Raw genomic sequence first — 14,297 nt, 5'->3', positions numbered from 1 at the left:
GGCCACGCCCGCGCCCCCTTGCCTCAGCGGCCCCGACGCGCCACGGAGAAGGCGAGGTCGTCGTGGTCCACCCACCAGTCGGGCATGCAGCTCACCCGCGAGGGATTGCGTCCGAGCACTCCGCGAAGCGCCTGGAGGCCTCCGTCGGGCAGGGTGAAGGAGGTGGACAACTCCTGCTCACCGGGGACCTCCACCTGGAGCCTCGCGATGTGTGTCCAGGCGGGGCTGCGCGCGTCAGGGGCGTGAAAGAGATTCACCTCTTCGAGGAACGGGACGAAGCCAAAGACAGTCGCAGTGAGGGTCACCTGCCTGCCCGCGGTGAGCGGGCCTCCGTCCTGGCTGGTGATGCGCAGGCCCTCCAGCGTCGCGGTGATGAGATAGGTGCCGGCTTCCCCATCCGCGCAGCTCGCCCCCAGGGTGTTGGGGGCATGGAGCTCCGGCCCCACCGGGCCCATTCCTCGCACCAGCCTCCCGGTGTCGCACGAGGGCGTGAGCGCGGTGCACCGGGGGGCTCCGAGCGTCGGGTCGAAGTCGGCGATGCCAGGGTTGCGCACCGTCACCGCCACGGGCGCGGACCGGTGGGACTTGAAGGCCGTGTCGTAGGCGCGGACCTCCAGGGTGGTGGAGCCATTGAACTCCTGCCGCGTGTCCCACGCGAAGGCGAAGGGCCGCGTGTCATCGCTGGCGCGGAGCTGCCCGTTGACCCACAGGTCCACCCGGCGAACGGCGACGTCGTCCCAGGCCCACACGTGGACTCGCGTCGTGTCGCGCACGGTGCCGTGGGGCAGGGGCGTCAACAGCGCTGCCCAGGGGCGATGGTGGTCACCGGGAGCAGGCGTGAAGCGCGCCTGGAGCAGCAGGTCGGGCGAGCCTGGCCCGGCCTCCTTCACGCGCCCTGGGATGGCGGCGCCCGCGAGGGCCTCCGCGACCTGCACCGGCGTGGCGGTGGGGTGGGTCTCCAAGTAGAGCGCGGCGGCACCCGCGACGTGCGGGGTGGCCATCGACGTGCCGGAGAGGACCTCCGTCGCCGTGTCGTCGGCGATTCCCGCGGAAGGGATGTCCTCACCCGGAGCGAACAGGTCGATGCAGTGGCCGTAGTTGGAGAACCCGGCGCGGACGTCCGCGCTGTTCGTGGCGCCCACGGTGATGGCCCGCGCTGCTCGGGCCGGTGACTCACCACACGCGTCGACGCTGTCATTGCCCGCTGCCACCACCGTGGTGATTCCCGCGGCCACGGCATTGTGGACCGCCAGGTCCAGCGCCTCCGAGGGCTCCATGCCCAGGCTGAGGTTGGCGACGGCGGGGGGCTGATGATGGGCGGTGACCCAGTCGAGCCCTTCGATGACTCCCGAAAGGGTGCCCTCTCCGTCGCAGTCGAGGACGCGCACCGGGTGCAGCGTCACCGCCCTGGCCACGCCCCACGTCGAACCGCCGAGCGTGCCCGCCACGTGGGTGCCGTGGCCGTCGCAGTCCTCTCCGCCGCCCTCGGGGTCCACACCGTCGAAGCCCGCGCCCAGGCGTCCCTGGAACTGGGTGTGGGTCGACCGGATGCCCGTGTCGATGACATACGCGTGGACACCCGCGCCGCCGAGCGTGGTGCGGTAGAGCCCGTCGAGGGGAAGGTCCTCCTGGTCCACGCGGTCCAGTCCCCAGGCGTCCGTCTGCGGCTCGGCGTTGAGCCGCACCCAGGCGTCCTGCTCGACGAGCGCCACGCGTGCATCCGCGCGCAGTGCCTCCAGGTGCTCGTCCTCGAGCTCGGCCGCGAAGCCCTGGAGCGCATGGGCATAGGTGCGGTGCACCTTCGCCGAGTGGGCGCTGGCGACGCTCAGCACGTGCTCGCGGGCCTTCTGGGGCGTCAGCGGGCCCTTGGCCGATGCGGGTGGCTTGAGGACGACGATGTAGTGGCGGGGGACGCGGCGTGGCCCCGTGCGCTGGGACGCGGACGGCGCGGTGGGAGGCGTGAGGTCGCCGGGCTCCGTGCAGCCAGTCAATGCGGACAGGAGGAGGAGCAGGGGTGTGGAGGGGCGGAACTTCATGGGGTGTGGACCAGGAGATGGGCCGACCTCTTCCGGGCACGGGAGCGCTCGGCGAGAGGGGGCGTCAGGGTGAGCCCGCTTGGTCGCCAAAGGACTCAGAGGTGATCAATCCCCGCCTCAGGTTTCTGAGCAGGGGAGGGAAAATCCGGGTGCTCCTGTCGGTGTTCCCGACTTCACGTCGAGCGACAGCGTGCTGGCATCATCATTGCTGTCGAGCGGGGCTCACCTGATGGGAGCCTTCATGGACTCGAATCAACTGCGGCAGCTCTTCGCGAAGGCCCTGCGCGCCTCCCTGGCCTCGCCCCTGCTGTTGGCCGGCTGCGGCGGCCTCGACCTCAAGGGCTATTCCCCTCCCGTGTGTGAGGACAATTGGAAGCTCGCGATGAGCGGCCTGTCACCGGCGACGCAGCCGGACCTGGTGCAGCTCCGTCGGAGCCAGGACACCGGGGACCAGACGAACCCACGCTTCCATGAGGTGCTGACGTCTTCGGGCACGGCTTGCGCGACGGCGTCCCAGCCCGCGACGTGCCAGGCGGAGCTCGACGCCCTGGCCCCCGAGGGCGGCTTTCGTTCCTCCTGCGACTTGTTCTGCGAGTCGTATTACCTGGCGACCACGGAGGGCGACACCGTGGCGGCGAGGGCCTCGCTGGAGGCACTCCTTGGCTTCCTGGGTGCCATCGACACGCCCCAGGAGGCCCTGCTGCGAGTCTTCGCGGACGGCTACACCGTGAGCTGCACCCAGTTGGAGCGCGGCGCGGTGAAGGCGAACGGTGACGGCACCTTCAACGTCGTCGCGAGCAAGGGCTTCGCCTGCGGAGAGGGGACGAAGGAGACGCAATACCTCTTCCAGGTGTCGGCTGCGGGCGAGGTGGTCGAGAAGGACAGCGACGTCCTGAAGCGCGGCGACAAGGGCTGCTCCGTGGGGCGTCGGCCGGCGGGACTCCAGTCGGATGGCGTCGTCGAGTGCGCGGATACGGTGGGGCGGCACCTGGCGCTCATCGCCCACCTGGAGGCGGTCTCCATCCAGGCGTTCCTGCGGCTGCGCGCGGAGCTGGCGTTGCATGGCGCGGACCTCGCGCTCCAGGACGCGGCGCTGCGCAGCGCGATGGACGAGGTGCTGCACACGGAGGTCTCCGGGCGTCTGGCCCGGAAGTACGGCGCGACGCCGGAGCGCCCCCAGGTGGCGGCGCTTCCGCCCCGGCCGCTCGCGGAGGTGATGCTCGACAATGCGGTGGAGGGGTGCGTGCGGGAGACGTACGGCGCGCTGGTGGCCCACCACCAGGCCCTGCACGCGGAGGACTCCGAGGTGCGCGAGGCGATGGCGCGCATCGCCGAGGACGAGACGCGGCACGCGGACCTGTCCTGGGCCATTGACCGCTGGGCGAGCGCGCGGCTTCCCGAGAGTGAGCGGACGGCGGTGCGCGAGGCGCGGCTGCGAGCCGTGGAGGCCCTGCGCGCGGAGGTGGCCGAGCCGACCGATGCCGCGCTCATCCGTGAGCTCGGCCTGCCCACGCCGGAGGTGGCCGTGGCGATGGTGGACACGCTCTCGCGCGAGCTCTGGAACTGAGGCCCGTTTCACGTCAGGAGCGTTCAATGAATCCGAACCGGTTGCGCGAACTCTTCACACGGGTGCTGGGAGCCTCGCTGGCCGCTCCCCTGGTGCTGACGGGCTGTGGTGGCCTGGACCTCGATGGTTATTCGCCACCCGCCTGCATGAATGACTCTCTCGCTGTCAGAGACCTTTCACCCGTGGCACCGGCGGACTTCGTCGAGCTGCGCAGTGTCTCCAGACAGAGTGACTCGGAGTCATTCTTCATGGAGGCCGCCCTCTCGTCGTCGGGCACGGCTTGCGCGACTGCCACGGAGCAGACGAACTGCCGCTTCGGCCTGGAGACACTGACGCCCACGACGGGTTTCAACACGAGCTGCGGTGCCTCGGGCTGTGTGACGTACTATCTCGCGACCACGCAGGGCGACGTGGTGACCGCGTACAACTCGGTGGAGTCGCTCCTGGGGTTCCTGGGCACCATCGACACACCGCAGGAAGCGGCGCTGCGCGTCTTCGCGGACGGCGACCGCTCCTATCATGTGAATTGCGTCGAACTGGAGCAGGGGGCCGTGAAGGCCAACGCCGACGGCAGCTTCAACGTGGTCGCCACCACGGGGAGCGGCTGCGCGGGGGAGCCATCGTTGTGGCAGCACGTGCTGAGGGTGTCGCCCCAGGGGGAGGTGCGCGAGACGCGCAGTGAGCTGCTCGCGCGCTCCTCCCCGGGCAACTGCGGCGACTGACGCAGGCCCGCGGAGCTTTGCTTCCATGGCGTGTCAGGACGCGGGCGGGGTGCTCGCGAGCACCTCGCGAAGACGTTCCTCCAGGAAGCGCCGCTCGGGCTCGGTGCGCACCAGCGCGAGGGCCCTGCGGTAGGCCGCCTCGGCTTCGCGCCAGCGCCCCAGGCGGCGGAGCAGCTCCGCGCGGGCCGCCGGCAGCAGGTGATGCGCGGTGAGCCTGCCAGAGGACTCCAGGTCGTCGACCAGCGCGAGCCCCTGCTCCGGGCCGCGCGCCATCGCCACCGCCGCCGCGCGGTTGAGCTCCACCACCGGGCCCGGGGTCAGCTCGGCGAGCCGCCCATAGAGGGCGGCGATCTGCTCCCAGTCGGTCTCCGCCGCGTGCTTCGCCCGGGCATGGAGCGCCGCGATGGCCGCCTGGAGGGTGTAGGGCCCGTGCGCGCCCAGCGCCAGCGCCGCGTCGAGCTGCTCCAGGCCCTCCTTCATCTCCGCGGCCTCCCACAAGCTCCGGTCCTGCCGGTCCAACAGCACCAGCCCTCCGTCCTCGGCCACGCGCGCGCGGCGACGTGAGTGGTGAAGCAGCAGCAACGCCAGCAACGAGGCCACCTCGGGATGGCGCGGAAGCAGCGAGCGCGTCAGCCTCGCCAGCCGCAGCGCCTCCGCGCACAGGTCCATGCGCAAGAGCTCCGTGCCCTCCGTCGCGGCATGGCCCTCCGAGAAGAGCAGGTAGATGGCGTGCAGCACGCCCCGGGTGCGCTCGGCCAGCGCGTCCGGCTCCGGGATGACGTAGGGGATGCGCGCGTCGCGAATCTTGCGCTGCGCCCTCACCAGCCGCTGCGCCATCGTCGCGGCGGGCACCAGGAACGCGCGGGCCACCTCCTCCGTCGTCAGGCCGCACAGCGTGCGCAGCGCCAGGGCCACCTGGATGTCCTCTGCCAGCGCCGGGTGGCAACACGTGAAGAGCAGCCGGAGCGAGTCATCCGGATGCGCCTGCCAGTCCCTCCCGTCGAGGGGCGGCGCGAGCTCCTGCTCCAGCCGCGCGATGACCTCCAGCGCATCCACGCGCGCGCCGAGCCGGGCGCCCCTGCGCACCCGGTCCACCGCCTTGTTCTTCGCCGCGCGGAGCAGCCACGCCCTCGGCTCCGCCGGCACACCCTCACGCGGCCACTGGAGGAGCGCCGCCTCGAAGGCCTCCTGCACCACCTCCTCGGCCGAGCCGAAGTCTCCGCCCATGACGCGGATGACCGTGGCCACGATGCGGCCATAGTCGTCGCGCCAGGTCCGCTCGAGCAGGGAGGGCAGGTCTGTCATGAGGACTCCACCCAGGCCCCGAACTCCACGCTCGGGGCCCGAGTCTCGGGCCTCAGCCCATGGAGTCGGAGAAATCAATCACCGGGCGAATCTCGACGCAGCCCAGCCGCACGCTCGGAATGCGCGAGGCCAGCGCGATGGCTTCGTCCAGGTCCTTGGCCTCCACCAGGAAGAAGCCTCCGAGCTGCTCCCGCGTCTCCGCGAAGGGGCCGTCCGTCGTCAGCCGCTTGCCATCTCTCACCCGCACCGTCGTCGCCGTCTGCGTCGGCTGCAGCGCCTCACCCGCGACGAAGTTCCCGCTCTTCTGGATGGAGTCCGTATAGGCGGAGTACTCACCCATGAGCTGCTCGGTCTCCGCCTTGGGCAGCGCCTCCCAGGCCTTCTCGTTCTCGTAGATCATCAGCAGGTACTTCATGGGTTCGTCCTCACGGTGTGGGGGAGCACAGCCTCCCGCCGAGGAATCGATTGGGGGGGCGGGAAATCGACAGCCTGTTTTCGGGACGATTTCCCAGACGGATTCAGGAGGGGGTCCCCAAGGGGGAGAAGTGGCTGAAGGGGCCATGGCCCCGACCCAGGGCGAGCGGGTGCTCCAGGGCGGAGGTGACGTGGGCCTTGGCGCGCCGGGTGGCCTCCCAGGGGCCCTGTCCCAGGGCGAGCCAGGCGGCGATGGCGGCGGACAGCGTGCAGCCGGTGCCGTGGGTGTTGTGCGTCTTCACCGCGCGCAGGAACAGCGTCTCCAGCCGCTCGCCGTCGAACCAGACGTCCAGCCCGCGAAGCTCGCCGGCCATGCCGCCGCCCTTGACGAGCACCGCGCGCGGGCCGAGCTGATGGATTCGCCGCGCGGCCTCCTTCATGTCCTCCAGCGTGTTCAGCTCCATCCCCGCGAGCAGCTCCGCCTCGTGACGGTTGGGGGTGACGACGTCGGCGAGCGGGAGCAGGTGCTCCTTCAAGGCCCCGACGGCCGAGTCGTCGATGAGGCGCGCTCCGGCGCGGGACACCATGACGGGGTCCACCACGAGCGGGCCCAGCTTCAGGGCCTTCAGCCGCCACGCGACGACGGAGATGATTTCGGCGTTGACGAGCATGCCCGTCTTCACCGCGCCCACGCCCAGGTCCTCGGCGACGGCGTCCAGCTGCGCGGCCACGGCGGCGGCGGGCAGGACGTCCACGCGGGTGACGCCCCGGGTGTTCTGCGCGGTGATGGCCGTGAGCGCGGTGGTGCCGTGCACGCGGTGGAAAGAGAAGGTGTTCAGGTCCGCCTGGATGCCGGCGCCACCACCGCTGTCGGAGCCGGCGATGGTGAGCGCCGTCGGCACGGGCTTGGGAGTCTCCATGGGCCGCATGCTGCGGCACCCGGAGCGTGGGAGCCACCCCAAATTCCGGGTGCGGGCCCGCCTCGTCGCGAGCCCGCACCCGGAGTCACCCCGGCGTCAGATGGCGCTGCCCAGCGTCAGGAAGACGACCTCCGCCGCGCGCACCTGTCCCAGGCCGGTGAAGCTCGCCGTGTCGATGAGCAGCGTCCACTCACCCAACAGGCTCCGGTCATGGAAGGAGTTGGTGGCCGGCGTGGAGCCACCCAGGGCGATGCTGCACGCGTCCACGAACGAGGCCGCCTGGAAGGGCGTGGTGCAGGCCGCATTGGCGATGTCGCACGCCGGCAGGCCGGACCCGCAGGCGGAGAAGGACACGTAGTGCAGCACCTGCCGCGTCCCCCCCGAGGTGTAGTCGTCCCTGCTGAGCAGCTCGAACTCGGCGAAGTGGTTGCCGAGCTTGAAGCCATCCATCGTGTCGCGCACCAGCACGGCCGGCACATTGGCCGCCGCGCCGCTCGTCGTCACCACGTTGACGCGCACGTTGCGCACGCGGTGGCCCTTGCGCAGCGCCAGAAGCGGTGAGGCCGCCAGGTCCGTCGCCGTCACCTGGAAGCGCGCGCCCCGGTACGTCGTCGACCCGTTGACCAGCGCGCCCAGGGGCTTGAGCCGCTCCAGCTCGTTGGCCGACAGCGCGTGGAAGTCGCTCGCGGGCAGGCGTCGGTAGTACTGCGCGGGGCTCTGCACGGTGTGCGAGGCCAGGCTGTCCAGACCCTCCACCAGCCGCGTCTTCATGTCCGGGTAGTTGCCCAGGTGGAAGTCGATGTTGTCGCGGAAGGAGGCGGGGATGGCGCTGCCACCGGTGCTCGGGTCGAAGGGCAGGTACTGGTACTCCGCCACGCGGATGAGCTCCCAGTAGCGCATGGTGAGCTGGTCCAACGTGCGCAGCGCCCGTGCGTAGACCTGCTGGCCGATGAGGAGCTGGTCGAACTTCCGCAGCTCCGTGCCGCTGCCGAAGTGGAGGATGTCGTTGAGCGCGTCGCGCGCCGCCACCGCGTTGCGCTGGCGCAGGAGCGTGGTGTCGCGCTCCATCAGCGCCAGCTTGTAGTCCGCCTGGGCCTTGATGAGCTGGGCCTGCAGGTCCAGCAGGTCCAGGGTGATCTCCACCTGGGACTGGGCCAATATCTCCTTCTTCACCTCGTCCGAGATGACGCTGCGCGCCGGGTTCTTCTGGCTGCCGGAGACGATGTCCCAGAGCTGGGTGCCGCCCGTCTTCAGCGTGTCCTTGAAGGGCTTGCTCTTGGCCGCCTCGGTGGCGCTGGTCTTCAGCGCCTCCCACACCTGGGAGTGGAAGGACGTGCTCGCGCTGCTCGTCGGCCCCGCGCCGGGCACGGGCGTGGCGCTGGTCTCCGACTTGAAGCTCTTCTTCATCTCACTCCACATGCTCTCCGCGCCCTTTCCGACGAGGTCGGCGGCGAACTGTCCCCCGTACGCGGAGGCCACCTTGCCGATGAGGTCCAGGACGAAGTCACCGAAGTCCTTGTTGTTGGAGTTGTAGTGGTTGGTGATGCGGGTGTCCGTCGCCTGGATGCTCTCGGTGAGCTGGGCGATGGCGGCCTTGCGGTTGTTCATGGACGTCTGCAGGGCGGTCAGCGCCGCGTTCGCCGCGGTGACGCGCTGGGTGTCCGCGGCCTCCTGGGCCTCCAGCGCCACGACTTCGGCGTTCATCGAGGCCTGGTTCTGCGTCATCCAGGCGGACAGCTGCATGCCATTGGAGAGCGCGAGCCACTGGTTCACCGAGCTGTCCAGCACGTCGTAGAGCGAGTCGAACTCCGCGCGGAGCTGCTCGTAGCGCAGGTGCGAGTTGAACGGCGTCTCCTTGGCCAGGCCGTAGAAGTTGCGCTGGCCCTGGATGTAGCTCAGGCGGGTGACGTCGTGGGCCATCAGCGGGCACAGCGCGCCGTACAGGTATGCGGAGGAGAAGGGCGCCTGCGCGCTGAGCGGCTCGTCACACACCAGGCCCGCCTGGGCGAGGATGCCACCCATCTCCATGATGTTCTGCAGGTAGATGAAGGCGGCCTTCTGCAGCTCACCCCGCTTGAAGTACGTGTTGCCGTTCGCCTGGGCCACGCGCCACGACTGGGGGGCGAGCAGCGCGCGGAGCATGTCCACGTCCCGGCGCGCCGAGCGGAGGATGCGCTGCGTGCCGGCGATGCCCGTGGCGCCAGCGGTGCCGGCGGTGGACTTGGTGCCGAGGAAGCAGGTGCGCTGCTCCTCCCGGGGGATGCAGAGGTAGGTCTCCCAGTGCTCGCACGTGCCCGGAGGGGACTCCAGCACCGTCACGGACACCGTCTTGGAGGGGCGGTTGCCGCCCAGGCCCTTCTTGCCGCCAGGGACGGCCGCGGTGATGAGCTCCGCGCGCGTGTCCACGTAGCGTCCATTGTAGGACTCGGACAGGGACACGGAATGCCAGGTCTGCACCTGGTTCCTGCACGCCAGGTCACCGAAGAAGGGGCTGTTGCGGCAGGTGGTGTCGGAGCAGTCCTTGAACCCGTCGTTGTCGTTGTCCAGGCCGTCCGTGCACTGCGCATAGGTGTTCTCCTGCGCGCCGCAGACGTTCCCCGTCAGGGGGCTGTTGCTGCACTGGAAGTCCGCGCAGTCCGCGTAGTTGTCCCCGTCGTTGTCCAGGCCGTCGCTGCACGTGGCCGCGGTGGCTTCCTGGAGGAAGGGATAGTCCTCGGGCTCGCACACCTTCGCGTAGGGGTTGCCCGCGCAGTTCGTGTCCTGGCAGTCCGTCTTGCCGTCGCCGTCGTTGTCGATGCCGTCCGAGCAGGCCTGCGGGGTGCGCTCGCTGCCACATGCGGAGAGCACGCGAGGGTTGAAGCGGCACTCGTAGTCGGAGCAGTCCTTGTGGCCGTCCAGGTCATTGTCGACGCCGTCCGCGCAGGTCGCGTCGCTCGCCTCCTCCAGGCCATTGGTGAGGAGCAGCGCCGGGCCCAGGCCGCAGTAGGGGTTGTCGAAGCAGCCCGGGTCCGAGCAGTCGCCCAGGCCGTCACCGTCGTTGTCGATGAGGTCCCGACACTCCTCGTCGCCGCCCTCGCCCGCCGTCCCGCACGTCGTCGAGTAGTTCTTGCAGGAGAAGTCGTCGCAGTCGGTGTACCCGTCGCCGTCGTTGTCCACGTCGTCGTCGCAGGCTGCCTCGGAGAACTCGTTGTTGGACGCGCGCGACTGCTGACAGAAGCCGCGCAGGCGGCACTTGGTGTCGGCACAGTCCACCGCGCCATCCCCGTCATTGTCCTTGGCGTCGCTGCAGGCCTCGGCGGAGGACTCCTTCTGGATGGGGCTCCACGTCGCGTCCGAGCACACCGTGACGTGCGGGTTCTTCGAGCAGGCGTAGTCCTGGCAGTCCGCGTAGCCGTTGTTGTCGTTGTCGATGCCGTCGCTGCACTGGGCGTTGTCCGCCTCCGTCAGCATGTCACACAGGGCGATGGCGGGGTTCCACCGGCAGCGCAGGCTCTGGCACTGCAGCTCCTCGTCCATGAAGCACTGCTCGGACGTCACGGGCGAGGCCTTGTTCGGCTCGTTGACCAGGCCGGAGCCGCGCAGGGACGTGTAGCGGATGACGACGTCGCCGGAGCGTCCACCGTTGCCGCCGTTGCTGCCATTCTGGGGCGGCTTGATGACGGTGCCGGTGCAGCTCAGCTTGGGGTCGGGGCCGTTGTTGCCGGTGACGGTGGGGATGATGGGCGTCGACGTGCCATCCGCGCCCAGCCAGCCGTCCTCGCCCCGCTCGGCCGCGGTGTGGACGCGCACGCCGTTGAGCTCGTTGGTGTAGAGCACGAAGCTGCCGCCGTTCTGGCCGTTGCGCCCGGTCGGCACCACCGCATCCGTCGGGTCCAGGTCCACCTGCGCGGTGCGCGCGCCGGGGACGGTGCGCACGGAGAAGCCCCGGGCCGCGTACGCACCGGAGGCGATGACGAGCGTCGCGCCGCCCGTGTCCACCGGGCCCGCCAGCTCCACGCTGGGCGCGACGATGACGATGGCCGCGTACTTGCGCTGCGTCGGGTCCTGCTCGGAGACCTCAAACAGGTTGGCGCACGCGTGGCTGAAGCTGCACGCGTTGCCGGGCAGGGTCTGCCAGGTGATGACCGGACTCTGCTGCGCGAAGACGCCGTCCGCGTTGGGCAGCAGGGCCTGGTTGCCCTTGAGGAACACCGGATAGTCGCGGGCATACGACGTCAGCACGCGCACCTTGTCGGTCGGCACGTGGCGGCCGGTGAGCACGCCGCGCAAGTCGTCGAAGCGGGGGCTGGGGAGCACCGCCAGCAGCTCGCCCACCGTGGTGTCCATCGTCGCGGGCCCCGCGGGCAGGCCGCGCAGCTCCGAGAACTCCATGGGCGAGGAGAACGCCAGCGGCTGCGCGGAGGTGCCCGTCTCCAGCTCCTCCGCCGGAGGCCCGTCCTCTCCCAAAGGCGGATGGTCCCCACAGGCACTCAACACCAGGGCACAGGCCATTCCCCAGACTCGCCGCCGGCTCCGGCGGATGCTTCCCAAGAAGTTCATCGTGGTTGCTCCTTTGCTGGCGAGGTGAACGGCGACCCCCGGATTCCTTCTCCGGGAATTCACGGGGCGCCGGAAATGGGAGCTGAAACGAGTTACCATCCCCGCCCCATGGCCCCTTGCCTTCGCCCCACTCGCAGCGTCCTGCTGTTGTTGTGTGCGTTCGTGCTGTGCCCGGCCCTGGCCGCCGAGGCCCGGACCGCTCTTTCGAGGGTGGACGGGCAATGGCAGCTCCAGGTGGATGGGCGCCCCTATGTCGCCAAGGGCGTCACCTTCAGCGGCAGTGGCAGCTCGGCGGCGTATGAGCAGGACTGCGCGAGGCTGGCGGCCCAGGGCGTCAACACGCTGCGCACGTGGGGCGTGGGCGCGGAGACGACGCTGCTCCTGGACGCCGCGCACAAGCATGGCCTCAAGGTGCTCGTCGGGCTGTGGATGCGGCATGGCCAGCCCGGCGCGGAGGACGACGACTCGTTCGACTACCTCACCGACGTGGCGGGCATGAAGAAGCAGCGCGCGGACACGCTGGAGAGCGTGAAGCGCCTCAAGGACCACCCGGCGGTGCTGGCCTGGGGCCTGGGCAACGAGGTCATCCTCAACAGCCCGAATGACGCGGCGAAGGAGGCCTACGCGCGCTTCCTGGAGAGCGTGGTCCAGGACATCAAGAAGGTGGATTCAAACCACCCGGTCATCTCGGTGGACGCGTGGGTGCTCGCGGTGAAGTGGTGGGAGAAGTTCGTCCCGTCGCTCGACGCGTATGGCCTCAACGTCTATGGCCGGGGCGTGCACGTGCTGCCGGACGCGCTGAAGAAGGAGGGCGGCACCAAGCCCTGGCTCATCACCGAGTTCGGCGCGCAGGGGGAGTGGGAGGCGCCCAAGGACGCGAACGGCATCGCCCGGGAGCCGGATGACCAGGAGAAGTACGCCGTCATCGTCGACGCGTGGAACAACGCGCTGGCGCCCCACGTGAAGGCGGGTGACTGCCTGGGCCTGTTCGTCTTCAACTACAGCTCGACGTTCGACCACACCAGCCTCTGGCTCGGCATGCTGTCGGGCAAGTCGACGCGGCCCGCGTGGCACGCGGTGCGTGAGGCGTACACGGGCCAGAAGCCGGCGGCGCCCCTGCCCGAGCTGAAGAGCCTCACCGTGGAGGCCGTGAAGCAGGAGCCCACGGGGACCTGGGTGGACGTGCGTCTGGACGTGAAGAAGGCCGACGACGCGCCGCTGGAGGTCTCCTTCGCCTACAACTTCCGGGGCGCGGCCACCCGGTACGAGCGCGGCGAGGTCATCCGCCTGCGCGCCAGTCCCGGCGCCACGCCCGACTCGTGGCGCGTGAAAGTGCCAGCCACCGTGAAGGGCCCCATCAAGCTGTACGCCCTGGCCAAGGACGCCTCCGGCAACCTGCTGATGGCGACCAGCTCCCTGGTGCCGCCACGCGCGCCCTGAGCCGTCCTGGGCCGCTGAAACACACTCCAGGCGTTGTCGACTGGACTCCGAGTTTGTGTGGTTGGTCGGTAATTTCCGTTTTTTAAGATATCAAGAGGAAGTCTCGGAGTCCGCGTAGTAGGGTCGGCGCGGCATGAGTCCCGAATCGTCTTCGCGTCCCACACCCCCGGACGGGCCCTCGCGCTTCAACCGTCGTCGAGCCATCGCCCTGCTGGGCGGTGGGCTCCTGTTGCTGACCGTGGTGGCGCTGGTGGCCCGGCGGGGTGGCGACGGAGGTGCCCACGTCGCGTCGGTGGAGCCTCGTTCCCCCTCCGGAGGTTCCGCTTCAGCCCGTGCTCAAGGAAGGGCCGGTGCTGCTCCGGCCGCTGAGGCAGGGGAGGCCGTCGCGGGGGCGCCCCGGTACGACGCCACCACCTGTTGGAAGGACCTGGAGCGCTTCAACGAGGGCGTGAGCATCGACACGTTCCGTGAGTGGGCCGCGCCGCTGCTGGTTTCCAGGGACCCGCTGGTCCGCATGTACCTGAAGGAGCGGCTGACGGAGCTCATCGGCAACGACGCGGGCCGGGCGGGCCAGGTGCTGGAGTGGACGCGCGACGCGGGGCCGAAGGAGTTCAAGGTCTTCGCGATGGCGCTGAAGGACTCGGAGGCCGTCCACCTGCCGGAGGTCTCCCGGAAGATGCTGGAGCTGGGGATGGACGCGGCGCTGGAGCCGGAGCGGCGCGCCGGGGTGCTGTCCTCGCTGGACACGCAGAAGCAGTTGTCGCCCGACGCGCTCGCGAAGCTGGCGGACTTCGCCAAGGACCCGGCCTCGGGGGAAGCGGGCTGGGCCGCGGCGCGAACCATCGCCCGGGTGATGAAGAACGACCATGAGCGGTCGGCGAACGCGGCGCCGTACCTGGACAAGCTGCTGAACATCGGCACGCAGTCGCTCGACGAGCACGTGCGGTACATGGCGCTGTCGACGCCCATGGAGACCGCGCCCGTGCTGGACGCGAGCGCCACCGAAGGCTTCGCGAAGGTCCTCACCACCGAGGGCAGCCCCGATGGACGCGGCGCCGCCGCGCACAACCTGGCGCTGTCCGCGGACAGGGCGAAGGTGCTGGAGACCTTCGCGCGCGCCTTCGAGCCGGAGCAGGACGTGTGCGTGCGCTGGTCGCTGTTCCGCTTCTCCGCGCGCGCCGCGGGCAAGGACGCGCTGCCTGTCATGGCGAACATGGCGCTCGTCGACCCGCGCTTCCAGCCGACGTACCAGGACTTCGAGCGCATCTACGCCAGTGGTGTCGTGGACTTCGAGCGCGTGTGGCTCGCGCTCGCGGACCAGGACCCCTACGGCTGTCTCCACCGCGACTGAGCT

At 70.0% G+C, this 14,297-nt stretch carries 9 protein-coding genes; 4 read left to right on the top strand and 5 right to left on the bottom strand.

Features of this window, described 5'->3' with window-relative positions; all coding sequences use genetic code 11:
* Positions 1 to 23: 23 nt before the first annotated feature.
* Positions 24 to 2,036: a S8 family serine peptidase gene (locus LZ199_RS21600; RefSeq protein ID WP_253995630.1), complete on the bottom strand. Its 2,013-nt coding sequence runs from the start codon at positions 2,034 to 2,036 to the stop codon at positions 24 to 26.
* A 241-nt stretch (positions 2,037 to 2,277) separates the two neighbouring features.
* Between LZ199_RS21600 and LZ199_RS21595 the strand changes: the two genes are divergently transcribed.
* Positions 2,278 to 3,603 carry a ferritin-like domain-containing protein gene (locus LZ199_RS21595; RefSeq protein ID WP_253995629.1) on the top strand — a complete coding sequence of 442 codons (1,326 nt, stop codon included), beginning with the start codon at positions 2,278 to 2,280 and terminating at the stop codon, positions 3,601 to 3,603.
* A gap of 26 nt (positions 3,604 to 3,629) precedes the next feature.
* Complete coding sequence (locus LZ199_RS21590) at positions 3,630 to 4,325, top strand: hypothetical protein (RefSeq protein WP_253995628.1); 696 nt, start codon at positions 3,630 to 3,632, stop codon at positions 4,323 to 4,325.
* Between the two features lie 33 nt (positions 4,326 to 4,358).
* Here LZ199_RS21590 and LZ199_RS21585 read toward each other — a convergent pair whose 3' ends face one another.
* The 4 genes from LZ199_RS21585 to LZ199_RS21570 form a co-directional block, all read right to left on the bottom strand.
* Positions 4,359 to 5,630, bottom strand: a complete 1,272-nt coding sequence (locus tag LZ199_RS21585; protein WP_253995627.1) for an RNA polymerase sigma factor — start codon at positions 5,628 to 5,630, stop codon at positions 4,359 to 4,361.
* 52 nt (positions 5,631 to 5,682) lie between these two features.
* Entirely contained in the window at positions 5,683 to 6,045 is a 363-nt protein-coding gene (locus tag LZ199_RS21580) for a YciI family protein (RefSeq protein ID WP_253995626.1), read from the bottom strand.
* A 103-nt stretch (positions 6,046 to 6,148) separates the two neighbouring features.
* The gene (gene thiD, locus LZ199_RS21575) at positions 6,149 to 6,973 is read right to left on the bottom strand and encodes a bifunctional hydroxymethylpyrimidine kinase/phosphomethylpyrimidine kinase (RefSeq protein WP_253995625.1); all 825 of its coding nucleotides are present in this window, start codon (positions 6,971 to 6,973) and stop codon (positions 6,149 to 6,151) included.
* A gap of 87 nt (positions 6,974 to 7,060) precedes the next feature.
* A complete protein-coding gene (locus tag LZ199_RS21570; protein ID WP_253995624.1) occupies positions 7,061 to 11,503 on the bottom strand; it encodes a hypothetical protein in 4,443 nt (1,480 codons plus the stop codon).
* A gap of 108 nt (positions 11,504 to 11,611) precedes the next feature.
* On the opposite strand from LZ199_RS21570, the gene LZ199_RS21565 reads away from it, so the two are divergent.
* Both LZ199_RS21565 and LZ199_RS21560 read left to right on the top strand, forming a co-directional pair.
* Positions 11,612 to 12,943, top strand: a complete 1,332-nt coding sequence (locus tag LZ199_RS21565; RefSeq protein WP_253995623.1) for a glycoside hydrolase family 2 TIM barrel-domain containing protein — start codon at positions 11,612 to 11,614, stop codon at positions 12,941 to 12,943.
* 133 nt (positions 12,944 to 13,076) lie between these two features.
* Positions 13,077 to 14,294, top strand: a complete 1,218-nt coding sequence (locus LZ199_RS21560) for a hypothetical protein (protein ID WP_253995622.1) — start codon at positions 13,077 to 13,079, stop codon at positions 14,292 to 14,294.
* The last annotated feature ends 3 nt before the right edge of the window (positions 14,295 to 14,297 follow it).

The organism is Myxococcus qinghaiensis, assembly GCF_024198215.1.
Classification (GTDB): domain Bacteria; phylum Myxococcota; class Myxococcia; order Myxococcales; family Myxococcaceae; genus Myxococcus; species Myxococcus qinghaiensis.
The sequence above is the reverse complement of the archived record's forward strand: the minus strand, read 5'-3'. Positions and strand labels throughout refer to the sequence as shown.